The sequence below is a fragment of the Streptomyces sp. CB00316 genome, from assembly GCF_001905595.1.
Taxonomy (GTDB): Bacteria; Actinomycetota; Actinomycetes; order Streptomycetales; family Streptomycetaceae; genus Streptomyces.
Genome location: NZ_LIXI01000003.1, coordinates 53,950 through 76,236, shown reverse-complemented (window position 1 = coordinate 76,236; position 22,287 = coordinate 53,950). Strand labels below are relative to the sequence as shown.

Below are 22,287 nucleotides of genomic sequence, written 5' to 3'. Positions count from 1 at the left end.
GAGTTGCTCAGGTTTCGCCGCCGCGCAGGGTGCGGCGCTGGACGAGGACGGCGGCGACGATGATGGCGCCCTTGGCGATCTGCTGGACGTCGCTCTGGAGGTTGTTGAGCGCGAAGATGTTGGTGATCGTGGTGAAGATCAGGACGCCGAGGACGGAGCCGACGATGGTGCCGCGGCCGCCGCTGAGCAGGGTGCCGCCGATGATCGCGGCGGCGATGGCGTCGAGTTCGTACAGGTTGCCGTTGGTGTTCTGGCCGGAGCCGGAGAGCACGATCAGCATGAAGGCGGCGATGCCGCAACAGAGCCCGGAGAGCAGGTAGAGGTAGAGGCGCTGGCGGCGGACGTCGATCCCGGCGAGCCGGGCCGCCTCCGCGTTGCCGCCGACGGCGACCGTGCGGCGGCCGAAGGTGGTCCGGTTGAGGATCAGCCAGCCGATGACCGTGACCGCGGCGAACATGATGACCAGCGGCGGGATACCGAGGAAGTAGGAGTCCGGCAGGCCGAGGCTGAGGACCGGGTCGACGGTGACGATCTGGGTCCTGCCGTCGGTGATCATGAGGGCGAGTCCGCGCGCCGAGGCGAGCATGGCGAGCGTCGCGATGAACGGGACCATCCCGCCGTACGCGATGAGCACGCCGTTCACCAGTCCGGCGGCGAGGCCGACGACCACGGCGGTGAAGGCGATGCCCGCGAAGCCGTACTCCTGGGTGGCCAGGGTGGTCGCCCAGACCGAGGCGAGGGCGACCATCGCCCCGACGGAGAGGTCGATGCCGCCGCTGGTGATGACGAAGGTCATGCCGACGGTGACGACCCCGATGACGGAGGCCTGCGTCAGGATCAGCTGGAGGTTCCCGGTGTCCAGGAACGCGTCCGGTTCGGTGATGCCGCCGACCAGGACGAGGGCGGCGAGGACACCGAGCAGGGACAGGATCCGGACGTCGAGCCGCAGACCGAGTCCGGGCCGGCCGCCACCGCCCGTCTTCGAGGGGGGCGGGTCGGCGGGACCGGTGAGGGCCCCCTTGTCCGGCCCGTTGTGCTGCGCCGACGGGGCGGGCTGTGTCATGGCGTCGGGCTCCCTTCCATCACGAGGTCGAGTACGCGGTGCTCGTCGAGCTCCTGGGCGGGGGCCGTGTGGACGACCTGTCCCTCCCGGAGCACCAGCACCCGGTCGGCGAGGCCCAGGACTTCGGGCACTTCGCTGGAGACGAGCAGGACGGCGAGGCCTTCGTCGGCCAGCCGGCGGATCACGGCGTAGAGCTCGGCGCGGGCGCCGACGTCGACGCCGCGGGTGGGTTCGTCGAGCAGCAGGACCCGGCAGCCGCGCAGCAACCAGCGGGCGAGGACGGCCTTCTGCTGGTTGCCGCCGGAGAGGGTGCGGATCGGCGTGTCCGGGTTGTCCGGCCGCAGGGACAGCTCGCGGGTGGCCTGCTGCGCGGACCGACGTTCGCCGCCCCGGTCGATCCAGCCCACCCGGGCGAACCGGGAGAGCGAGGAGACGGAGACGTTACGGGTCACGGACTCGGTCATCAGCAGGGCCTGGGCCTTGCGCTCCTCGGGGGCGAGGCCGATTCCGGCGGCGACGGCGGCGCGGACGCTGCCCGGCCTGAGCTGCTTTCCGCCGACGGAGACGGTCCCGGTGCTCGCCTTGCGGGCGCCGTAGATCGTCTCCAGCATCTCCGAGCGGCCGGAGCCGACGAGACCGGCGAGGCCGACGATCTCACCGGGCCGCAGTTCGAGGTCGACGGGCGCGAACTCGCCCTTGCGGGACAGGCCTTGGACCCTAAGGACGGGTTCGGTGGTGTTCACGGCCGCCTCGTCCGGGCGCGGCGGGAAGACGTACTCGACATCACGGCCGGTCATCATGGCAACGATGTCGCGTGTCGGGGTGTCGGCGGCGGGGAGCCCGACCGCGACCGCCCGGCCGTCCTTCAGCACGGTGACCCGGTCGCCGATGCGGCGGATCTCCTCCAGCCGGTGCGAGATGTAGACGACGGCGACCCCGTCGGCGGTCAGGCTGTCGACGATCCGGAAGAGGTTGTCGACCTCGTCGGGGTCGAGCGCGGCCGAGGGCTCGTCCATCACGATGAGCCGTACGTCGTGGGAGAGCGCCCGCGCCATGGAGACGATCTGCTGCTGGGCGGCCGAGAGGGAGCCGACCGGCCGGGCGGGGTCGATCTCCGGGTGGCCGAGGCGGGCCAGCAGCGCCTTCGCGGCCGAACGCCCTTCCCCCGTACGGACGATGAAGCCCGCGCTGGTCGGCTCGTGGCCGAGGAAGACGTTCTCGGCGACGGACATCCCCTCCACCAGGTCGAGTTCCTGGTAGATCGTGGCAATTCCCAGGCGCATGGCGGCGATCGGGGACTTGAGGCGCGCGGGCTCGCCGCGCCAGGTGATCTCGCCGTCGTCGGGCTGGTGGGCCCCGGCGAGCACCTTGATGAGGGTGGACTTGCCCGCACCGTTCTGGCCGAGGAGGCAGTGGACCTCGCCGGCCTGGACCTCCAGGTCGACGCCGTCCAGGGCGCGTACGCCGGGGAAGGACTTGGTGATGCCGGACATGGTGAGCAGGGGTGGTTCTGGTGCCATGACGAAATCCCCTCGGCGAATGGAGTCCCCTGGCCTCGGCGGGTGCCGGGCGTTCGGGGAGGGCCGGTGAGCGGGCAGGGCGCAGGGCTGGAGGTGCCGTGGAGCCGGCGGCATCGCGAGCGGCTGCTGACAGGGGGTACGTGAGGCGTACCTGACCAGTGCGGTGGTGCGTACGGAACAGGAGAGGTCGTGCGTACGAAACGGGAAGCGGTGGTACGTACGGTGTCGGCTGCGGCGCGGGCGCCGCTCGCCGGCCCCGCGGTCAGGCCGGTGAGAAGAGGTGGTCGCTGATCAGGCGGGCCGCGCCGATCACTCCGGCGGTGGGGCCCAGCTCGCCCAGCACGATGGGGAGGTTGCCGGTGGCCAGGGGCAGGGACTGCCGGTAGACCTGGGTGCGGACACTGGCGAGGAGGTTGTGACCGAGGCCGGTGACCCCGCCGCCGATCACCACCAGACCGGGATTGAAGAAGCTGACCAGGCTCGCGATGACCTGGCCGAGCCGGTTGCCGCCTTCGCGGATGAGGTCGAGCGCTGCCGCGTCCCCGGCCGCCGCGGCGGCGGCCACATCGGCGGCGGTGAGGCGCCCGGCCGCCTCCAGCCGGACCGCGAGCTCGGGTGAGCGGCCCTCACGGGCGGCGTCCTCGGCGTCACGGGCCAGGGCGGCCCCGCTGAAGTGTGCTTCCAGGCAGCCCTTGTTGCCGCAGGCGCAGGCCCGGCCGTCCGGCTCCACCTGGATGTGTCCGATGTCCCCGGCGCTGCCCGTCGTACCCCGGTAGACCTCACCGCCGACGACGATCCCGCAGCCGATACCCGTACCGATCTTGACGCAAAGGAAGTCGCCCACGGAGCGGGCGACGCCCGCGTGCTGCTCCCCCATCGCCATGAGGTTCACGTCGTTGTCGACCATGACGGGGCAGCCCAGATCCTGACTGAGCGCCTCGCGGACCGGAAACCCGTCCCAGCCGGGCATGATCGGCGGCGCGACCGGCACGCCCTCGGGGAAGCGGACGGGGCCGGGGACCCCGATGCCCGCGCCGTCGAAGCCCTCGGCGAGGCCGGAGGCCCGGAGCTTGGCCGCCATGGCCAGGGCCTGCTCGAAGACCGCGACAGGGCCCTCGCGCACGTCCATCGGCTGGTTGAGGTGGCCCAGGACCTCCAACTCCGCGTTGGTGACGGCAACATCGATGGAGGTGGCGCCGATGTCGACCCCGAGGAAGCGCAGTTCGGGGGCGAGCCTGATGTTGTGCGAGCGGCGCCCGCCACGGGATGCGGCGAGCCCGTCGGCCACCACCAGGCCGGTCTCCAGCAGCCGGTCCACCTCGACGGCGAGCTTGGAGCGCGAGAGGTCGACCTGGTCACCCAGCTGGGCACGGGAGTTGGGGCCCCCGTCGCGCAGCAGCCGGAGCAGCCGCGCCTGATGCGCGTTCGCGGGTCGTGCCGTCATACGTCTCACGCGTCGCTCCCCGCCACATCCGGCCAGTCCGTCGGGCTTTCGAGGGGAACGTAGCAGCGCTTCCCCGGAGTGGGAAGAAGTTGCGCAGGAATCGGCCCCAACTTTCTCCACACTCAGGACAAAGCCTTGGCGGCAAGGCTCCGGAAGCACTCAGGGGCAGCGGATGACCTGTCCGGCGTACGAGAGGTTCCCGCCGAAACCGAAGAGCAGCACGGGTGCGCCGGAGGCGACCTCACCGCGCTCCACGAGCTTGGAGAGCGCCATCGGGATGGAGGCGGCGGAGGTGTTGCCGGAGTCGACCACGTCCCGCGCGATGACCGCGTTGACCGCGCCGATCTTCCGGGCCACCGGCTCGATGATCCGCAGGTTGGCCTGGTGCAGGACGACGGCGGCCAGGTCCTCCGGGGTGATGCCCGCCTTCTCGCAGACCTTGCGGGCGATCGGGGGCAGCTGGGTGGTGGCCCAGCGGTAGACGGACTGGCCCTCCTGCGCGAAGCGCGGCGGCGTGCCCTCGATCCGTACGGCGTTGCCCATCTGCGGCACCGATCCCCACAGCACCGGACCGATCCCGGGACCGCCCGGGGTGTCGGGGGCGGACGGGTCGGCGGTGACGACGGCGGCGCCCGCGCCGTCGCCGAGCAGGACGCAGGTGGTGCGGTCGGTCCAGTCGGCGATGTCGCCCATCTTGTCGGCGCCGATGACCAGCGCCCGGGTCGCCGCACCGGCCCTGATCGTGTGGTCGGCGACGGCCAGGGCGTGGGTGAAGCCCGAGCAGACCACGTTGATGTCCATCACGGCGGGTGACCCCATGCCGAGCCGAGCCGCGACCCGCGCCGACATGCTCGGGGAGCGGTCGATCGCGGTGGAGGTGGCCACCAGGACCAGATCGATGTCGGAGGGCTGGAGGCCGGCAGCGGCCAGCGCCTTGGCGCCGGCGTGCGCGGCCAATTCGTCGACCGGCTCGTCGGGGCCGCCCACGTGCCGGGTCTTGATGCCGACCCGGCTCGTGATCCACTCGTCGCTCGTGTCGACCATGGCCGCCAGATCGTCGTTGGTGAGCACCTTGGCGGGCTGATAGTGGCCGAGCGCCACGACACGTGAGCCGGTCATACGGGTTCCCATCGTTACGTAGGGCAGGAAACACCCAGTCTTGGTGGCTACCGTCCGGTACGGGGGCACGTGATCCCACAGGAATCCGGCCCACACGTTGGAGCATTGACAACAGCCTCACCTGCATGCTCCCCCGACCATCCGTTCGGGTGGACGACGCAGGGCGGTCGGAGACGGCGGTGACGACGTACCGCGTGTGCAGGACAATGACGGGGCCAGGCTCCGGCCCGACCCACGGCCGAAGCTCCGCAGACCGACAGAATCAGGTTCAGCCTCATGGGACGGGTCACCGAGCGCCGCCGCACCCTCCGTATCCGGGACGGGGCCGTCTCCTCCCGCGCCGACACGCTCGTCGCGGAGGAGCCCCTGGAGATCCGGCTGAACGGAAAGCCGCTGGCCATCACGATGCGCACGCCCGGTGACGACTTCGCGCTCGCCGCCGGGTTCCTGGTGAGCGAGGGTGTGATCGCCGAGGGCGATGAGGTCCAGTCGATCGTCTACTGCGCCGGGGCGACCGCCGAGGGCGTGAACACGTACAACGTGGTGGACGTGAAGCTCGCGCCCGGCGTCGTGGTCCCCGACATCACGCTGGAGCGGAACGTCTACACCACCTCCTCGTGCGGCCTGTGCGGCAAAGCCAGCCTGGACGCCGTACGCACCACCACCCGCCACCCCGTCGGTGACACTCCCCCGCTCCGCGTCACGCCCCAGCTGCTCGCCGTCCTCCCCGACCGGCTGCGGGCCGCGCAGAAGGTGTTCGACCGGACCGGAGGGCTGCACGCGGCGGCCCTCTTCTCGGAGGAGGGCGAGCTTTGGGACGTACGGGAGGACGTGGGGCGGCACAACGCGGTGGACAAGCTGGTGGGCCGGGCGCTGACGGACGGGCGGCTGCCGTTGTCGCGGGCGGTGCTGCTGGTCTCGGGGCGGGCCTCGTTCGAGCTGGCGCAGAAGGCGGTGATGGCCGGGATCCCGGTGCTCGCGGCGGTCTCGGCGCCGTCCTCGCTGGCGGTGGACCTGGCGGTGGAGAGCGGGCTGACCCTGGTGGGGTTCCTGCGGGGGCCGTCGATGAACGTGTACGCGGGTGAGCACCGGATCGCGCTGGAGGCGGGGGTCCGGCAGGGCTGAGGACCCGCCCCCGGACCCGTGACGCCTCTCAGCGGGCGGCGGTCGGCACGGGTTCCCGGTGCTGAGGCCGCTCCTCCGGTGCCTCCGGGTCCCGCGAGCGCCGCTTGGCGATGACCGCGCAGACCATCAGCTGCATCTGGTGGAAGAGCATCAGCGGCAGCACGGCGAGGCTCGCCTGCGCCCCGAACAGCACGCTCGCCATCGGCAGCCCCGCCGCCAGGCTCTTCTTCGACCCGGCGAACTGGATGGCGATCCGGTCCTCCCGGCCGAAGCCGAGCCGCCGTGCCCCGTGCCAGGTCAGCGCGAGCATCACGGCCAGCAGGACCGCCTCGGCCGCGAGCAGGGCGCCGAGCCGGGCCGGGGTGACCTGACTCCAGATGCCGGCGACCATGCCCTCGCTGAACGCGGTGTGGACGACCAGCAGGATCGAGCCGCGGTCCACCAGAGCGAGCACCTTCCTGTGACGGGTCAGGAAACCGCCGACCCAGCGGCGAAGGAGCTGTCCGGCGAGGAACGGTACGAGCAGCTGGAGCACGATCTCCAGCAGCGAGTCCGCCGAGAACCCGCCACCGGCCGAGCCGAGCAGGAGAGCGGCCAGCAGCGGCGTGAGGAAGATCCCGGTGAGGCTGGAGAAGGAGCCGGCGCAGATCGCGGCGGGGACGTTGCCCCGGGCGATCGAGGTGAAGGTGATCGAGGACTGGATCGTCGAGGGCACCAGGCACAGGAAGAGGAAGCCCGCCTGGAGCTCGGGCGTCAGCACGTACGGGACCAGCCCCCCGCTCGCCAGCCCCAGCAGTGGGAAGACGAGGAACGTGCAGGCCAGGACGGTGAGGTGGAGCCGCCAGTGCTTCAGCCCGTCGAGCACCTCGGCGGTGGAGAGCCGGGCCCCGTAGAGGAGGAAGAGCAGGGCGACCGCCCCGGTGGAGGCCCCGCCCGCCACGTCGGCGACCGTGCCGCGGGCGGGCAGCAGCGCGGCGAGGACGACCGTTCCGACCAGCGCCAGGATGTACGCGTCGACCGGCAGCCAGGACGGCAGGGTGAGGGTGCGGCGGCGGCTGCTCATGGGCTCCACGTGACTCTTCGTGACTCTTCGGGGTGCGTCGACGCGCTGGTGGGCCCGCCGGCGCCGGGTTCCTTGTACGTCCCACCATCCTGCCCCGCGCTCGGCGATCGGGAATCCCTCACACCGCTCTGACTGTCATCACGGAACACGATAGGAGCGGTTAGCGTGGTGGGCGTGGACCCCTCCTACGACCCCGCCCAGCTCCGTACCTTCCTCGCCGTCGCCCAGACCCTGAGCTTCACCCAGGCCGCCCGCCGCCTGGCAATCCGGCAGTCCACCGTCAGCCAGCACGTCCGGCGGCTGGAGGAGGCGACCGGGCGGCAGCTGTTCGCCCGGGACACCCACCGGGTCGACCTGACCGAGGACGGCGAGGCGATGCTCGGCTTCGCCCGGACCATCCTCGCGGCGCACGAGCGGGCTGCGGCGTTCTTCGCGGGCACCCGGCTGCGCGGCCGGCTCCGCTTCGGGGCCTCCGAGGACTTCGTGCTGACCCGGCTGCCGGAGATCCTGGAGTCGTTCCGCCGCGACCATCCGGAGGTCGAACTGGAACTCACCGTGGAGCTTTCCGGGACCCTGCACCGGCAGCTGGAGGCGGGCCGGCTGGACCTGGTGCTGGCCAAGCGGAGGACGGGCGACGCGCACGGCGAGCTGGTGTGGCAGGACGCGCTGGACTGGATCGGCGCCCCGCAGCTGCGGATCGACCCGGATCGCCCGGTGCCGCTCATCGTCTTCCCGCCGCCGGGGATCACCCGGGCCCGCGCCTTGGAGGTGCTGGAGGAGCACGGGCGGGCGTGGCGGATCGCCTGTACGAGTACGAGCCTGAGCGCCCTGGTCGCGGCGGCGCGGGCGGGTCTGGGCGTGATGGTGCACTCGCGGGGGCTTATCCCGCCCGGGCTCGTGCCGGTTCCGGCGCGGGCGGGGCTGCCGGAGCCGGGCGGCGTCGACTTCGTCCTGCTGCACGGGGACCCCCGGGGCGCGGCGCAGGAGGCGGCGGACGCGCTGGCGGCGGCGATCCTGGCGGGCGGGGACCGGCTGCACCGGGGTGGGGGATTATGACACGTGCCGGCCGGTAGCGGGGCACAACCCCTCGTACCGCCAGAGACCGGGAGTGATCACCTCGGTCGGATTCGGTGGAGATGTGACCGCGAGCCGCTTACGCCTCCGTCAGAAGTGCGCCCGAGCCTTGCCCATCTGGCCGGATTTCGACAGTTGACCTCTGCGAACGCCATGTTTCAAGCGGGGTTCGGCCCCTCCCGCCGGGCCACCGGTTGGGGTAGCGTCGCGGCGCTGTGCGGAGCGCCACGAGGAGCAGGTCATTGCGTGAATTCACTGTCCCACCCATGGCTGCGCCGCCTCAAGTCGGCGGTCTGGCCGATGCGGTCTTCGACTACGCGGAGGACGATCCGCGGCGGGTCGCGCTCAGCCGTAAGGACGCGGGCGGACAGTGGCGGGATGTGACCTCGGAGGCGTTCCGCGACGAGGTGCTGGCCCTGGCGAAAGGGCTGATCGCGCACGGGATCCGGTTCGGGGACCGGGTCGCCCTGATGTCCCGTACGCGGTACGAGTGGACGCTCTTCGACTTCGCGATCTGGTCGGTGGGTGCCCAGTCGGTGCCCATCTACCCGACCTCCTCCGCCGAGCAGGTCCACTGGATGCTGCACGACGCCGAAGTGGTGGCGGTGATGGTCGAGCACGAGGACCACGCGATGACCGTCGGCTCGGTGATCGACCGGCTGCCGCACCTCAAGCGGCTGTGGCAGCTGGACGCCGGTGCGGTGGACGAGCTGGTCGGCGCGGGCGGGATGGTCGACGACGAGGTGGTGCACCGGCACCGGCGCGCGGTGACGCCCGAGTCCGTGGCGACGGTGATCTACACCTCGGGCACGACGGGCCGCCCCAAGGGATGTGTGATCACGCACGCGAGCTTCATGTTCGAGAGCGACACGATGGTCGCCCGCTGGGAGCCGGTGTTCCACTCCAAGCCCGGAGACGAGGCGGCCACCCTGCTCTTCCTCCCGCTGGCGCACGTCTTCGGCCGGATGGTGGAGATCGCGGCGGTACGGGGACGGGTCAGACTCGGCCACCAGCCGGAGCTGTCGGCGAACGCCCTGATGCCGGACCTGATGACGTTGCGGCCCACCTTCATCCTGGCGGTGCCGTACATCTTCGAGAAGGTCTTCAACGGCGCCCGGCGCAAGGCCGAGGCGGAGGGCAGGGCCGGGCCGTTCGACAAGGCCGTGGACATCGCGGTCAACTACGCCGAGGCGCTGGAGCAGAAGGCCTTCGGCCTCGGCCCCGGGCCCTCGGCCGGACTGCGGATGCAGCACCAGTTCTTCGACAAGGTCGTCTACAAGAAGGTCCGTGACGCGATGGGCGGCCGGGTGCGGCACGCCATGTCGGGCGGCTCCGGGATGAACCGTCGGCTCGGACTGTTCTTCGCGGGCGCCGGGGTGACCGTCTTCGAGGGGTACGGGCTGACCGAGTCCACCGCGGCGGCCACCGCCAACCCGCCCGAGCGCACCCGGTACGGCACGGTCGGGCTGCCCATCCCCGGCACGTCGGTGCGCATCGCGGACGACGGCGAGGTGTGGGTGCACGGCCCCAACGTCTTCTCCGGCTACCTGAACAATCCGGCGGCGACCCGGGCCACGCTCCAGGACGGTTGGCTGGCCACCGGGGACCTCGGTTCGCTGGACGAGGACGGCTATCTCACGATCACCGGGCGCAAGAAGGAGATCCTGGTGACCTCCGGCGGCAAGAGCGTCTCGCCGGCGGGCCTCGAGGAGCGGGTGCGGGCCCATCCGCTGGTCGCCCAGTGCATCGTCGTCGGCAACGACCGCCCGCACATCGCGGCCCTGGTCACCGTCGACCAGGAGTCCGTCGACCACTGGCTCACCATGCAGGGCCGTACGCCGCTCGCACCCGCCGACCTGGTGCGCGATCCGGACCTGGAGATGGAGGTCCGGCGGGCGGTGGTGGCCGCCAACACGGCGGTGTCGCAGGCGGAGTCGATCCGTACGTTCCGGATACTGGCCCACCCCTTCACCGAGGAGCACGGGCTGTTGACGCCCTCGCTGAAGCTGAAGCGCAAGGCGATCGAGACGGCGTACGGGGCCGAGGTCGACGCGCTCTACCACTGATCGGCCCGCTCGTTCGGGGATACCGGGCCGGCCTGTTCGGCGACACCGGGCCCGCCGATTCTGGATCATGGGGCGGGAATGGCTGGGCGCGCCCGTTCGTTGTCCTCGGGAGTACCAACCGACAACGTTAGGATCGACCGCTCGTGAGCCAGGTCCCCTCCATCACCCTAAACAACGGCCTCGAAATGCCGCAGCTCGGTTTCGGTGTCTGGCAGGTGCCGGACGACGAGGCGGCGAAGGCGGTCGCGAAGGCCATCGAGTCCGGGTACCGGTCCATCGACACCGCCGCGATCTATCAGAACGAGAAGGGCACCGGCCGGGCCATCGCCGCCTCCGGTGTCGCCCGTGACGAGCTCTTCGTCACCACGAAGCTGTGGAACAGCGAGCAGGGCCACGACAGCACGCTGCGCGCCTTCGACGCCTCGCTGGACAAGCTCGGCCTGGACTACGTCGACCTGTATCTGATCCACTGGCCGGTGCCGGCAAAGGACGCGTACACCGACACCTACCGGGCGTTCGAGAAGATCTACGCCGACGGCCGCGCCAAGGCGATCGGTGTGTCGAACTTCCACCCCGAGCACCTGAAGCGGCTGCTGGACGAGACCTCCGTGGTCCCCGTCCTCAACCAGGTCGAGCTGCACCCCCAGCTCCAGCAGGCCGAGGCCCGCGCCTTCCACGCCGAGCACGGTATCGCCACCGAGGCCTGGTCGCCGCTGGGCCAGGGCAAGGGACTCCTGGAGGTGCCGACGGTCGTGGCCATCGCCCAGAAGCACGGCCGCACCCCCGCCCAGGCCGTCCTGCGCTGGCACCTGCAGACCGGCAACATCGTGATCCCGAAGTCCGTGACCCCGTCGCGGATCGAGGAGAATCTCGACGTCTTCGGTTTCGAGCTGGACGCCGATGACCTCGCCGCCTTCGCGGCCCTGGACGAGGGCAAGCGGCTCGGCCCGGACCCGGCGGAGTTCAACCTCGGCGCCTGAGCGTCAGGTTGGCCCGGCGCCCCCATCACGACCGCGGTCGGGGTGCCGCCGTCGGTCCGGTTCCGGCCGTCCGGCGTCCCGTCAGCAGTCCGTCCCACTCCGACTCCCCGGGGGAGACAAGATGAGCAGCGTTCCGGCGCCCGTAGTCGAGGCGGGCACGTACCGTCTGCGTAATGTCGGCAGCGGCCTGGTGCTGGAGGTGTACGGCGCGGCCAAGGGCAGTGGCGCCCGGGTGCAGCAGGGCAAGGACGACGGGACGGCCGCCCAGTGGTGGCAGCTGTCTCCCGTGCACGAGGGCGCGGCCCTCTACCACCTGGTCAACGCGCACAGCGGGAAGCGGCTGGACGTGGCCAACGCCCACACGGAGAACGGTGTCCGCATCCAGCAGTGGAAGGCCAACAACTTCGGCGCCCAGGAGTGGCTGATCGAGCAGCACCCGGAGGCGCCGGGGACGGTGACGCTGGTGAGCTTCATCAGCGGGCTCGTCATGGAGGTCGCCGACCGTTCGACCGAGGAGGGCGGAACGGTCCAGCAGTGGGAGGACACCGACTCCCCCTTCCAGTGGTGGCAGTTGGAGCCGGTGTCGTCCTGACGGAGACCGGGGGCGTGTCAGGCGCGGCGGCCGAGGTGGACCGTGCGGGCGGTGAGCAGGTAGACGTCGGACCGGTGATGGACCCCTTCCGGGTCCTCGGGGTCGAGCAGCCGTTCCAGTACGGCGCGGTCCTCGGCGTCGAGCAGTTCGCCGAAGACCTCGTACTCCCGGGTCAGCTTGGTGATCACATGGTCGCGGGCAGGCGCGGAGAGCGGGGCCGGCAGGTCCAGCAGGAAGCTGCGCGTGCCCTGCGGGGTCAGCCCGACCGCCGCGATCAGGGCGCTCCAGTCCTCGGTCTCCCGCCGGGCGTCCGGGAGTTCGGTCCGCATCCGGTCGAACCGGGCGGCGGCGGCCGCGTCCAGCCGGGCCTCCAGCCCGGGCCGCCCGACGCCGAGGTCCCGGGGCAGCCGCCGGGTGGGGAGCCCGCCCTCCAGGAGCGCCACGGTCCCACCGGGACGGAGGAGAGCGGCGAAGCCGGCGAGGGCGGCGCGCTGGTCGCCCATGTGGTGCAGGGAGTTACCGGCCCAGATGAGGTCGGCCTCACCCAACCGGGCTGCATCCTGCGGGAGTTCGGCTTCCAGGGTCCGTACGCGGTCGCTCAGGCCGAGTCGCCGGGCGCGGCCCCTCGTCCGCGCCAGGAGGGCGGGCGTGGGGTCGACGGCGACGACTTCCGCCTCGGGAAAGATCTCGGCCAGCAGACAGGTGACGACCCCGGGGCCGCTGCCGATGTCCAGTACCCGGCGCACCTTCGGCGCCGTCGGCAGGGCGGCGATCCAGCGGGCCGCCTCCCCGTACGGGCCGCTGTTGAGTTCTGCCTCCTGCTCCAGCATCGGGCCCATCACGTCCCAGTCGAACTCCGTGCCCGCACCCGCGGCGGGTGATCCGTGGAGGTGCGTGCGGGAGTGGGCGTGCGCGTCGTGGTGGCCGTGTCCGGCGTTGCTGTTCATGGTGCCACCCTCACCGGAGGCCGACGTCCGGGCAAGTCCTGTTGCCACTCCGGCAAGTTCCGCGCCTCTCCCGCCCCGCTGAACCGGAGCGGAACGCTCCGCCTCTTCCGGGCCGGATGGACAGCCCGGAGGCATCACCTGAACCGAGAATGACCGACGTATTGCCCGGGCGGCCCGGGGGCCATAACTTGCTTTTATGGAGCTGGAGTTGCGCCATCTGAGAACCGTCCGTGCCATAGCCGACACCGGCAGCCTCACCAAGGCCGCCGCCACGCTGGGCCTTGCCCAGCCCGCTCTCAGCGCCCAGTTGCGGCGGATCGAGAAGGCCCTGGGCGGCACACTCTTCGAGCGTGATCACACGGGTGCCCGCGCCACTCCGCTCGGCGAGCTGGTGCTGGAGCGGGCCCGGGTCGTGCTGCCCGCGGTGAGTGAACTCCAGGCGGAGGCGGTACGGTTCGCCAACGCCACCGGGCCGCTGGAGCGGTTCCGGCTCGGCGGTACGCACGGGCCGCTGCTCGGCGGTCTGGTCGACCGGATCGCCACGGCGCACCCGGCGGCCCCGGTCTCCACGTACACCGCGTGGTCCGTGGACGAGATCGCCGCCCTGACGATCGACGGGCGCCTGGACTTCGCGCTGATCGGCACGTGCGGCGAGAGCCCGCCGCCGCTGGCCGAGCGGCTCGTCTGGGAGGTGGTGGGGGTGGACCCGGTGTTCGTGATGCTGCCGGAGAACCATCCGCTGGCCGCCGAGGAGGAGCTGGACCTCGCCTCGCTGGCAGACCAGTGCTGGGCCGACGTTCCGGGGGACGGCTGTTTCGCCGACTGTTTCGCCACGGCCTGCGCGCGCGCCGGTTTCACCCCGGTGTCGGTCTACGAGACGGACACCTCCTCCGTCGTCCATCTGGTGCAGGTCGGGCGGGCGATCGGGCTGTGCCGGGCGACGTTCCCGCCGGTCCCCGGCGTGGTGGTCCGGCCGCTCTCCGGCGCACCGCTCAGCTGGCGGCACCTGCTGGGCTGGCACCCGCGCTCCCCCGCGGCGGACACCGCGGCGGTGGCGGTGGCCGGGCAGACCCGCGCGGCGTACGCGGAGGCCGTGTCACGCAGCCCCGTCTACGCACGGTGGCTCGCCAAGAATCCGCGGTTCGGGCTGGTGAGCTGAGCTCCGTGGCCAGGTGAGCCGACCCCGCCGTACCCGCTACCGCGCGCCGTGGGCCGGTGCGGCGGCCGCGACCCGGGTGGCCAGCTCCAGATCCTTCTCGGTGACCTTGCCGCCCGCGTCGTGCGTATGGACGGACAGGGCCACGGTGTTGTACCCGAGCGTCAGATCGGAGTGGTGGTCGAGCTCCTCCTGGATCTGCGCGATGTGCACGGTCAGCGCGGCGGCGGCGAAGTGCGACGGCAGCCGGTAGGTCCGGGTGATCCGATCCCCTTCGAGCGCCCAGCCGGGCAGCGCCTCCAGCCGGTGTTCGGTCTCGGTCTTCGACAGCGGTTCGGCGGACATGGAACGGCTCCCGTGGGTCTCGGAGGTCGGCGTGCGAACCGGTCGTTGCGGCCTCGGGGTCGTCGGTGGACCGGCCCGCCCGTGACGTTACGGTCTTCCCATGACGACTGTCTCCCCCGACACGGGGGTGGGGCCACTGCTGCGCGGCTGGCGGGAGCTGCGACGGATCAGCCAGCTGGATCTGGCGCTGCGCGCGGAGTCCTCGGCCCGCCACATCTCCTTCATCGAGACCGGCCGCTCGCGCCCCAGCGAGGACATGGTCCTGCGCCTGGCCGAGCAGCTGGACATCCCCGTCCGGGAACGCAACGCCCTTCTGGTGGTCGCCGGTTACGCGCCCCGCTACGCGCAGACCCCGCTCGACGACCCCGCGATGACCTCGGTGCGCGAGGGCCTGGACCGGCTGCTCGCGGGGTACGAGCCGTATCCCGCGCTCGTGGTCGACGGCACGTACGACGTGGTGGCGGTCAACCGGGGCATCGCCCTGCTCATGGAGGGGATCGCCGAGGAGCTCCTCACCCCGCCGCTGAACGCCATGCGGATCACGCTCCACCCGGCGGGGCTCGCGCCGCGCATCCTGAACCTGCCGGAGTGGCGGGCCGATCTGCTGGCGCAGATGGAGCGCCAGATCGCGCTCGTACGGTCGCCGGAGCTGCGGACGCTGTACGAGGAGGTGGCCGCCTACCCGGTGCCGGACCTCGCGGACCGGGGTGCCGACGGCAGGGGCGCGGACCGGGGCCGGGAGCGTACGCCCTCGTTCGCGCTGCCCCTGGTGATCGAGCACGGGGGCCAGGTGCTGTCGTTCATCGCCTCGATCGCGACGTTCAACACGCCGATGGACGTGACCGTGGCGGAGCTGGCCATCGAGACGTTCCTGCCCGCCGACCGCGAGACCGCGGCCTATCTGCACGAGCGCCTTCCGTGACCGTCCCCCCCTGCCCGGAGACCGGGGCCAGGGGGGCGGACGGGTGTCTCCTCGCGTACGGGGTCAGACGCGGGCCCCGTTGTCGAGCGGGTCGCGCCGGGGTGCGCGGGCGCGCCGGGAGCTCTTCCCCGGTACGGGCGGGGGTGCGCCGGTGGTGCGTTCCAGGACCAGGGCGCCCGGTACGGCGGTGAACACCGAGGACCAGGTGCCCACGACGATGCCGATGAGCAGGGCGAGCGCGAAGTCGGCCAGCGAGTCGCCGCCCAGTACCGCGAGGGCGACCAGGATGAACAGGGCGCCCATCCCGGTGTTCACCGTGCGGGGGACGGTCTGGAGCACCGCCCGGCGCGCGACGGTGGCCAGGGGTGTCTTCCGGTTCCCGGCCCACAGCTCCCGTACCCGGTCGAAGACCACCACCGAGTCGTTGACCGAGTAGCCGATGACGGTGAGCAGGGCGGCCAGGAAGATGCCGTCCACGGGCCGCCCCAGCCAGGCGAAGGCGCCCACGACGATGATCACGTCGTGCGCCATCGAGACCACCGCCCCCACGGCGAACGTCCAGCGGAACCGGACCGCCAGATAGGCGAGCTGCACGAGGACGGCGACCCCCAGGGCGATCAGCGCGTTGCGCCGCAGCTCGTCGCCGAGGCTCGGGCCGATCAGCTCGTCCCGCACCTTCGTGGTCTCACCGCCCTCGGTGGCCAGGGCGGTCCGCAGGGCGTACTCCCCGTCGTTGTCGAGTTTTCCGGTGCGTACGGAGATGTCGCCGTCGCCCGCCGTGGTGATCTCGGCGTCACCGAAGCCGGCCTCGGCGAGCGTGGAGCGGGCGGTCTCGACATCGACGGGCCGACTGGTGGAGTACTCCACGAGCCGGCCCCCGGTGAACTCCACCCCCAGGTCGACCCCGCGCACCACGATCCCCGCGACGGCGACGGCGACCAGCGCGGTGGAGACGACGAGCCACCGGACCGGCTTCCGGAAGAGCTGAGGGTCCTTGCGGGTCAGCCAGGTCCGTACGCCGCCCGGGCGCGCGATGCCGTTGACGCCCCGGTAGTCGCTGACGAAGCGCGAGCCCGCCGCGATCTCGGTGAGCGCGCGGGCGATGACCAGCGCGGAGAACATCGAGGCGATGACCCCGATGGCGAGGGTGACGCCGAAGCCCTTGACCGGGCCCGAGCCCAGGAAGAACAGCAGCCCGGCCGCGAGCAGCGTGGTGATGTTCGAGTCGGCGACGGCGCTGAACGCCTTCTGGAACCCGGTGGTCAGCGCCGAGCGGAGGGAGCGCGTCGGCCGGTCCTGGCACTCCTCCCTCGCCCGTTCGAAGACCAGGACGTTCGCGTCGACCGCCATCCCGATCGCCAGGACGAACCCGGCGAGGCCGGGAAGCGTGAGGGTGACGCCGAGGCCGACGAGTGCGGCGTACGAGATCACGCCGTACGCGGCGAGGGCGACGGCGGCCAGGGCACCGAAGAGGCGGTAGACGAAGGTGATGAAGAGCGCGGTGAGCGCGGCGCCGATCAGGGCCGCCCGGGCGCTGGCATCGATGGCGGCGGCACCGAGCGTCGGGCCGACGGTCCGCTGCTCGACGATCTCGACGGGGACGGGCAGGGCGCCGCCCTTGATGAGGAGGGCCAGGTCGCGGGCCTCCTTCGCGGTGAAGGAGCCGGTGATCTGGGTGCCGCCGGAGGGCAGTCCGGCCTGGCAGCCGACCGAGGGGTCCACCTGGGGCGAGGAGATGACCTTCTCGTCCAGGACGATGGCGACGCGCCGCCGCTCGTCCCCGGCGGGGTGGCAGGCGGCCTCTCCGGTCAGCTTGGTCCAGCCCTTGCCTGCGTCCTTGTGGAAGTCCAGCTTCACGGTCCAGCCGGCCGCCTGCTGGGCCTCGAAGAAGGCGGTGGCGTCCTTGACGCCCGCGCCGGAGAGGCGGGCGGGGCCGAGGTCGAGCCGCGTCCCCTGCTCGTCGGGGAGGATCAGCCGTTCGGTCTTCTTCTCGGACTCGGGCCTGGACTCGGGGTCGGTGCCGGGGGGCGCGGCGCCCTGGACGGCGTGGAAGCTGAGCTGGGCCGTGCGGCCGATGACGGCGGCGGCCTGGCGCGGGTCCTGGACGTCGGGCAGTTCGACGATGATGCGGTCCTCACCGGAGCGGGTGAGGACGGGTTCGGCGACCCCGAGGGAGTCGACGCGCTGGCGCAGGACCTCCAGGGTGCGGTCGGTGGTCTCCCGGTTCGCCTCGACGGTGGCGGAGTCCTCGGCCTGGAGCACCATACGGGTGCCGCCCTGGAGGTCGAGGCCGAGTCTGGGTGACATGGTCAGCGTGATGAAGACGGAGACGAGCAGCACGGCGGCAGCCAGAACCGCTCGCACCGTGGTGGCGCGAGTCATGGGAATCCTCCGGTGGGGCGTCGCGCCCTCACCTCAGTGAGGACGCGACGCCGGATCGGCAGAGCAGGGCCGGTGGCCGGTCGGGGGACCGGTACGCGTACCCGGAGGACCACGGACGCCGGGCAGCGCGCCCCGGCGTCCGGAGGACGTGGCGAAGGAGGCCGCGGTGACCCGCTCGACGTGGTCGCGCGGCACGACCGGGCCGGGCGGGCAGGGCAGCAGCCCCTCGTAGGAGGGCGGGGGCGCGTGGCCGGTGAGGTGGGCGCGGCTGATGGCTGCCCGGGGGGCCCGGGTGCTCGGGTCGGCGGCCGGCGACCGCTCGTGGAGGGTGTGGGGAGTGTGGGTGTACGGCCCGGTGGGGCTGGTCCGGGCGGTGGGCCGGTGGGGGCCGGGCTGCTGGTCCCGGGCGTGACGACCGCCCGCCCCGGGGCCGGTGGCGCTCGGGGCCGTGCGGGTGCGCCGCAGGTCGTGGTGGGGGCCACCGGGGTGGGCGGTGCGGTCGGTCCGCGGGGCGGGCGCCGGGGCGTTCGGCGTGTACGCGACGGTGGTCGCGAGGCTGTTGCGGGCGCCGGCGGGCAGCGCGGCCCCGGCGGGGGCGCCGCCGACCAGGGTGAGGACCGCGAGCACCAGCGCGGCCAGGACGCTCCGTGTCCGGTGCGCCTGTCCCTGCCGCACCGGGCACACGTTCCCCCGGGGCTCCCCCGGGTGCGGGGTCACCGTGCTCGGCCGGGCAGTGCGGAGGCGGACACCCCGTGGCGGAGCACGGAGCTGAGGATCTGTCCGGCGCCGCACACGACGGTGGTCGACGGATCCTCCGCCAGCCGCACGGGCGTGCCGAGGCACCGGGCGAGGCGTTCGGTGACATCAGGGCGCATCGCCCCGCCGCCGGCGAGCACCGGGCCCTTGCGGAGGGCGCCGCGGATCGCGCCGTGCCGGTCCTGCCGCCACATGGACTTCACCATGTCGAGGACCGCGGCCACGAGAGCGGTGGGCAGCGTCGCCGGGTCCAGGTCGCTGAGCCCGCTCTCGGCCTGCCGGGCGTCGGCGACCCGGCCGCCGACGAGGAGGGTGACCTCCGTGAGCTCGGCACCCATGTCGACGACGAGCAGCGGGCCGGCGTCGCGCGGCCCGGCGTACGCGGCGGCGGCCCGGGCGCTGCTGAGGACCAGGACGCGCGTCGTGCCGAGACCGGCGAGAAGCTCCCGCGCGGCGTTGCGGTGGACGGCACCGGCGAGGACGGGGTGGCTGAGGGCGATCACGCTGTCCGTGCGGTCGGGGCCCAGGGCGGCGTCGGCGATGCGGCCGAGCAGCCGCCCGCAGGACTCGGGGTCGACGATGCGCCCGCGCCGGACGGGCCGCTCGGCGTCCCCGTCGAGGGCGCGGCCGAGGTACAGGTCGGTGACCAGGCCGTGGCCGGGCATCCAGGCCCGGGTGCGGGAGCTGCCGAGGTCCAGGGCGAGTCCCCGGGCAGCCACGGTCCTGCCGCCGAGCCGGCGGTATCCGTGGCGCACCCGGAGCGCCCCGGGCTCACGCCCGGTTCCGGTCCCCTCGGCCCCGCTTCCGTCACGAAGCGGTCCGGGACCCTCGCCGGAGGGGCGGGGTCCCCCACCGAGCGGCCCGCGCCCTTCGCCGGACCGGCCCGGAGGCGGGACGGCACGACCGCGTCGCTGTCCGTCGTACGGAGAACGCATCGCCCCTCACCCCTGGCCGGCCGTCCGAAGCCGTCCACGCACCCATCGGCCCGCTGATAGCGAGGCATGGCCAAGCCCTCACTATGCAATACCGGTTGAGGGAAAGCCACTTCCCTCCCGATTCAAAGGCGCCCCCGAACCGGACTCAGACCTCGACGACCTCCCCGGCGTCCACGGCCTGCACGGCCTCAGCGACCTCCGCCGCGCGCACGGCCGCCGTCGGCTTCCCCTCCACCGCCGGGGCGGCCACGGCCGCCGTCTCCACACCAGCCACCGCAACGATCTCCACAGCCGCCTCGGCCTCGGGAACCTCCCCCGTCTCTCGCGTCAGGAAGTCGGCGATCAGCTCCGCGAACTCCTCCGGCGCCGCGATCCTGATGCCCAGCTCCTGCGCCTTGGTCCGCTTCGACCCGGCCTTCTCCCCCGCGACCAGCAGGCTGGTGCGCGCGGAGACGCTGGAGGAGGACTTCCCGCCCGCTCGCTCGATCAGCTCGTTCATCTGATTGCGCGACAGTTTTTCCAGGGCCCCGGTCATGGCCCCCGTGACCACCACCTTCATCCCTGCCAGCGGCAGCGTTGCACCGGTCCCGCCGTCCTCCTCCGTACCGGGCTCGGGCGGCGGGGTGGCCCCCGGCTCCGTCATCTTCACCCCGGCCCGGACGAGCTTCTCGATCACCGGGGCCAGCTCCACCAGCTCGGCGACGACCGCCGTGGCCTTCTCCTTGCCGATGCCGTCGACCCGCTGGAGCGACTCGGTGTCGGCGGCGACGATGTGGTCCATGGTCGCGAAGTACCGGGCGATCCTGCGGGACATGGAGCGCCCCGTCCCCCGTACACCCAGGGCGCAGAAGACCCGGGAGAGCGGGCGCGAGCGAGCGGTCTCGATGGCGGCGAGGAGATTGTCGGTGGAGGTCTCGCCCATCCGGTCCAGGGCGAGCAGCTGCTCCCGCTCCAGGGTGAACAGGTCGGCGAAGTCCGTGACGAGGCCCGCGTCGACGAGCTGGACGACCCGGGTGGTCCCGAGGCCCTCGATGTCGAGCTGGTCGCGGCCGGCGGCGTACGACACGGAGGCGACCAGACGGCAGTTACGGCCGCGGGTGCAGCGCCAGCGCTGCTCGCTCGTGTCGATCTCGGAACCGCACTGCGGGCAGCTCGCCGGGAATTCGATCGGCGTCTCGTCGCCGGTGCGCAGGTGCGCCACGGGGGCCTCGACGCGCGGGATGATGTCGCCCGCCTTGTAGACCATGACCTGGTCGCCCAGGCGCAGATCGCGGCGGGTGATGTCGGCCGGGTTGTGCAGGGTGGCGTAGCCGACGACGGATCCGTCGATCTCGACGGGCTCCAGGACGGCGCGCGGCGCGATGATCCCGGTGCGCCCCACGTTCCACTCGACGGAGAGCAGGCGGGTGATCTTCTCCACGGCGGGGAGCTTGTAGGCGATGGCCCAGCGCGGCGCCCGGGTGCCGGAACCGGCCTCACGCCGGTCGGCCGCGAGGTCCGCCTTGATCACGATGCCGTCGATGCCGAACGGCAACTCGGCGCGCAGCGAACCTATCTCGGCCACGCGCGCCTGCACCTCCGCCACGGTGGTCACCCGGGCCGGCGCCACCACCGTGGCCGCGGCCGTGTGCGCGCCGAGCCCGGCCACGTACGCGAGGAGCTCGCTGTGGGGCAGCTCGGTGAGGGTCTCGGCGAGCTCCCCGGAGCCGGCGAGCGGCAGGGCTCCGTAGGCGAAGAAGGTCGTCTCCACGCGGTACGCCCGGTCCTTGGCGCGCAGGGTGCCCGCCGCCCCGTTGCGCGGGTTGGCGAAGGGGGCGCCGCCGTGCTCCGTGCGGGTCGCGTTGCCCTGGTCGAACTGCTCGTTCGTCATGAGTATTTCGCCGCGCACCTCGATGGTGACCGGTGCGGCCAGCCGGTCGGGCAGTCCGACGACCGCCGGGGCCGCGTGCGAGACGTCCTCGCCCGCCGTGCCGTCGCCGCGGGTGATCAGCCGCTCCAGGCGGCCCTCCCGGTAACGGGCGGCGACCGCGAGGCCGTCGAGCTTCGGCTCCACGCTCCAGGCGGCGACCGGTCTGCCGATCCGCCGCTCCAGTGATGCCGTCCAGGTGGCGAACTGCTCGGCGGAGAACACGTTGTCCAGCGAGAGCATCGGCACCGTGTGCGGAACGTCCCCGACGGCGGCTCCGCCCGCCACCTTGCCGGTCGGTGATGACTCGTGTATCTCGTCGGGATGATCCGCCTCGTACGCGGCGATCCCCCGCGCCAGCCGGTCGTACGCGTCGTCGTCGAGCGTGCTCTCGCCCGTGGCGTAGTACGCGGCGGCGGCCTGGGAGGCCTCTTCGACCGCGGCGGCATAGGCGGCGGCATCGGCGAGCACGGCGGCTGAGTTCGTCATGGGGACCATCCTGCCGCCCACCACTGACATCGATGCTGATACTCGGGTACCGGTGGTCGAGGCCGCGCTCACCGAGCTGGAAACGCTCCCAGGGGCCGCGCGCGCCCTCTGCCGGCACACGCCCTGGGCTGCGGGTATGAAAGGGCTGCATGACAGCCGGAGTGGAGCCGCCCGTACGCCCGGTCCTGGAGGACGTGGCGGCCGTGGCCGGTGTCCCACGGGCCACCGTGTCCCGGGTGGTCAACGGAGCCACCACGGTGGACCCCGCCCTGCGCACCGTGGTCGGTGAGGCGGTGGCGACGACCGGGTACGTGCCCAACCGGGCGGCGCGTTCGCCGGTACCCGGCGCACCGAGCCGGTGGCCCTGGTACGGCGGCAGTCGGCCAGAGCCGGGGGTCGCGCA

18 protein-coding genes and 1 pseudogene are annotated in these 22,287 nt (G+C 72.4%); 8 read left to right on the top strand and 11 right to left on the bottom strand.

What is annotated here, in order from left to right:
- Positions 1 to 7: 7 nt before the first annotated feature.
- The 4 genes from AMK21_RS08480 to AMK21_RS08465 form a co-directional block, all read right to left on the bottom strand.
- A complete protein-coding gene (locus tag AMK21_RS08480) occupies positions 8 to 1,063 on the bottom strand; it encodes an ABC transporter permease (RefSeq protein WP_073875822.1) in 1,056 nt (351 codons plus the stop codon).
- Complete coding sequence (locus tag AMK21_RS08475) at positions 1,060 to 2,583, bottom strand: sugar ABC transporter ATP-binding protein (RefSeq protein ID WP_073875820.1); 1,524 nt, start codon at positions 2,581 to 2,583, stop codon at positions 1,060 to 1,062. Before AMK21_RS08475 ends, AMK21_RS08480 begins: the two co-directional genes overlap by 4 nt.
- Positions 2,584 to 2,845: 262 nt before the next feature.
- The gene (locus AMK21_RS08470) at positions 2,846 to 4,027 is read right to left on the bottom strand and encodes an ROK family transcriptional regulator (RefSeq protein ID WP_073875818.1); all 1,182 of its coding nucleotides are present in this window, start codon (positions 4,025 to 4,027) and stop codon (positions 2,846 to 2,848) included.
- Between the two features lie 159 nt (positions 4,028 to 4,186).
- Positions 4,187 to 5,146 (bottom strand): beta-ketoacyl-ACP synthase III, encoded by a 960-nt coding sequence (locus AMK21_RS08465; RefSeq protein ID WP_073875815.1) that lies wholly within the window; start codon positions 5,144 to 5,146, stop codon positions 4,187 to 4,189.
- A gap of 276 nt (positions 5,147 to 5,422) precedes the next feature.
- On the opposite strand from AMK21_RS08465, the gene fdhD reads away from it, so the two are divergent.
- Positions 5,423 to 6,271 carry a formate dehydrogenase accessory sulfurtransferase FdhD gene (gene fdhD, locus AMK21_RS08460; RefSeq protein ID WP_073875813.1) on the top strand — a complete coding sequence of 283 codons (849 nt, stop codon included), beginning with the start codon at positions 5,423 to 5,425 and terminating at the stop codon, positions 6,269 to 6,271.
- A gap of 28 nt (positions 6,272 to 6,299) precedes the next feature.
- On the opposite strand, the gene AMK21_RS08455 is transcribed toward fdhD, so the two are convergent.
- A complete protein-coding gene (locus AMK21_RS08455; RefSeq protein ID WP_073875811.1) occupies positions 6,300 to 7,334 on the bottom strand; it encodes a bile acid:sodium symporter family protein in 1,035 nt (344 codons plus the stop codon).
- A 174-nt stretch (positions 7,335 to 7,508) separates the two neighbouring features.
- Between AMK21_RS08455 and AMK21_RS08450 the strand changes: the two genes are divergently transcribed.
- The 4 genes from AMK21_RS08450 to AMK21_RS08435 all read left to right on the top strand — a co-directional run bounded on the left by AMK21_RS08450 (position 7,509) and on the right by AMK21_RS08435 (position 12,046).
- Positions 7,509 to 8,390, top strand: a complete 882-nt coding sequence (locus AMK21_RS08450) for a LysR substrate-binding domain-containing protein (RefSeq protein WP_073876734.1) — start codon at positions 7,509 to 7,511, stop codon at positions 8,388 to 8,390.
- Positions 8,391 to 8,674: 284 nt separating this feature from the next.
- Complete coding sequence (locus AMK21_RS08445) at positions 8,675 to 10,474, top strand: AMP-dependent synthetase/ligase (protein ID WP_073875809.1); 1,800 nt, start codon at positions 8,675 to 8,677, stop codon at positions 10,472 to 10,474.
- Positions 10,475 to 10,617: 143 nt separating this feature from the next.
- Positions 10,618 to 11,454, top strand: a complete 837-nt coding sequence (locus AMK21_RS08440) for an aldo/keto reductase (RefSeq protein WP_073875807.1) — start codon at positions 10,618 to 10,620, stop codon at positions 11,452 to 11,454.
- A 121-nt stretch (positions 11,455 to 11,575) separates the two neighbouring features.
- Positions 11,576 to 12,046, top strand: coding sequence for an RICIN domain-containing protein (locus tag AMK21_RS08435; RefSeq protein ID WP_073875805.1), 471 nt, complete (start codon positions 11,576 to 11,578; stop codon positions 12,044 to 12,046).
- 17 nt (positions 12,047 to 12,063) lie between these two features.
- Here AMK21_RS08435 and AMK21_RS08430 read toward each other — a convergent pair whose 3' ends face one another.
- Positions 12,064 to 12,993, bottom strand: a complete 930-nt coding sequence (locus AMK21_RS08430) for a class I SAM-dependent methyltransferase (RefSeq protein WP_073875803.1) — start codon at positions 12,991 to 12,993, stop codon at positions 12,064 to 12,066.
- Positions 12,994 to 13,189: 196 nt separating this feature from the next.
- Between AMK21_RS08430 and AMK21_RS08425 the strand changes: the two genes are divergently transcribed.
- Complete coding sequence (locus AMK21_RS08425; RefSeq protein WP_073875801.1) at positions 13,190 to 14,152, top strand: LysR family transcriptional regulator; 963 nt, start codon at positions 13,190 to 13,192, stop codon at positions 14,150 to 14,152.
- A gap of 36 nt (positions 14,153 to 14,188) precedes the next feature.
- On the opposite strand, the gene AMK21_RS08420 is transcribed toward AMK21_RS08425, so the two are convergent.
- Positions 14,189 to 14,494: a 4a-hydroxytetrahydrobiopterin dehydratase gene (locus tag AMK21_RS08420; protein WP_073875799.1), complete on the bottom strand. Its 306-nt coding sequence runs from the start codon at positions 14,492 to 14,494 to the stop codon at positions 14,189 to 14,191.
- Between the two features lie 100 nt (positions 14,495 to 14,594).
- Between AMK21_RS08420 and AMK21_RS08415 the strand changes: the two genes are divergently transcribed.
- On the top strand, positions 14,595 to 15,416 hold the full coding sequence (locus tag AMK21_RS08415) for a helix-turn-helix domain-containing protein (RefSeq protein ID WP_073875797.1): 822 nt from the start codon (positions 14,595 to 14,597) through the stop codon (positions 15,414 to 15,416).
- 63 nt (positions 15,417 to 15,479) lie between these two features.
- Here the strand turns inward: AMK21_RS08415 and secD are convergent, their stop codons facing one another.
- From secD to ligA, 4 genes are all read right to left on the bottom strand, one after another.
- Positions 15,480 to 17,798, bottom strand: a complete 2,319-nt coding sequence (secD, locus tag AMK21_RS08410; RefSeq protein ID WP_073875795.1) for a protein translocase subunit SecD — start codon at positions 17,796 to 17,798, stop codon at positions 15,480 to 15,482.
- A 33-nt stretch (positions 17,799 to 17,831) separates the two neighbouring features.
- The gene (locus AMK21_RS08405) at positions 17,832 to 18,473 is read right to left on the bottom strand and encodes a hypothetical protein (RefSeq protein ID WP_143194848.1); all 642 of its coding nucleotides are present in this window, start codon (positions 18,471 to 18,473) and stop codon (positions 17,832 to 17,834) included.
- 38 nt (positions 18,474 to 18,511) lie between these two features.
- Positions 18,512 to 19,219, bottom strand: coding sequence for a rod shape-determining protein (locus AMK21_RS08400; protein ID WP_079181133.1), 708 nt, complete (start codon positions 19,217 to 19,219; stop codon positions 18,512 to 18,514).
- 415 nt (positions 19,220 to 19,634) lie between these two features.
- Positions 19,635 to 21,884: an NAD-dependent DNA ligase LigA gene (gene ligA / locus AMK21_RS08395; RefSeq protein WP_073875789.1), complete on the bottom strand. Its 2,250-nt coding sequence runs from the start codon at positions 21,882 to 21,884 to the stop codon at positions 19,635 to 19,637.
- 149 nt (positions 21,885 to 22,033) lie between these two features.
- Here ligA and AMK21_RS08390 point away from each other — a divergent pair.
- Positions 22,034 to 22,272, top strand: a pseudogene (locus tag AMK21_RS08390) (LacI family DNA-binding transcriptional regulator); the annotation flags it as partial.
- Positions 22,273 to 22,287 lie beyond the last annotated feature (15 nt).

Coding starts and splice junctions, on each gene's coding strand:
- AMK21_RS08480 (WP_073875822.1), bottom strand. CDS start 1,063: ATGACACAGCCCGCCCCGTCGGCGCAGCACAACGGGCCGGACAAGGGG.
- AMK21_RS08475 (WP_073875820.1), bottom strand. CDS start 2,583: ATGGCACCAGAACCACCCCTGCTCACCATGTCCGGCATCACCAAGTCC.
- AMK21_RS08470 (WP_073875818.1), bottom strand. CDS start 4,027: ATGACGGCACGACCCGCGAACGCGCATCAGGCGCGGCTGCTCCGGCTG.
- AMK21_RS08465 (WP_073875815.1), bottom strand. CDS start 5,146: ATGACCGGCTCACGTGTCGTGGCGCTCGGCCACTATCAGCCCGCCAAG.
- fdhD (WP_073875813.1), top strand. CDS start 5,423: ATGGGACGGGTCACCGAGCGCCGCCGCACCCTCCGTATCCGGGACGGG.
- AMK21_RS08455 (WP_073875811.1), bottom strand. CDS start 7,334: ATGAGCAGCCGCCGCCGCACCCTCACCCTGCCGTCCTGGCTGCCGGTC.
- AMK21_RS08445 (WP_073875809.1), top strand. CDS start 8,675: ATGGCTGCGCCGCCTCAAGTCGGCGGTCTGGCCGATGCGGTCTTCGAC.
- AMK21_RS08435 (WP_073875805.1), top strand. CDS start 11,576: ATGAGCAGCGTTCCGGCGCCCGTAGTCGAGGCGGGCACGTACCGTCTG.
- AMK21_RS08430 (WP_073875803.1), bottom strand. CDS start 12,993: ATGAACAGCAACGCCGGACACGGCCACCACGACGCGCACGCCCACTCC.
- AMK21_RS08425 (WP_073875801.1), top strand. CDS start 13,190: ATGGAGCTGGAGTTGCGCCATCTGAGAACCGTCCGTGCCATAGCCGAC.
- AMK21_RS08420 (WP_073875799.1), bottom strand. CDS start 14,494: ATGTCCGCCGAACCGCTGTCGAAGACCGAGACCGAACACCGGCTGGAG.
- AMK21_RS08415 (WP_073875797.1), top strand. CDS start 14,595: ATGACGACTGTCTCCCCCGACACGGGGGTGGGGCCACTGCTGCGCGGC.
- secD (WP_073875795.1), bottom strand. CDS start 17,798: ATGACTCGCGCCACCACGGTGCGAGCGGTTCTGGCTGCCGCCGTGCTG.
- AMK21_RS08400 (WP_079181133.1), bottom strand. CDS start 19,219: ATGCCCGGCCACGGCCTGGTCACCGACCTGTACCTCGGCCGCGCCCTC.
- ligA (WP_073875789.1), bottom strand. CDS start 21,884: ATGACGAACTCAGCCGCCGTGCTCGCCGATGCCGCCGCCTATGCCGCC.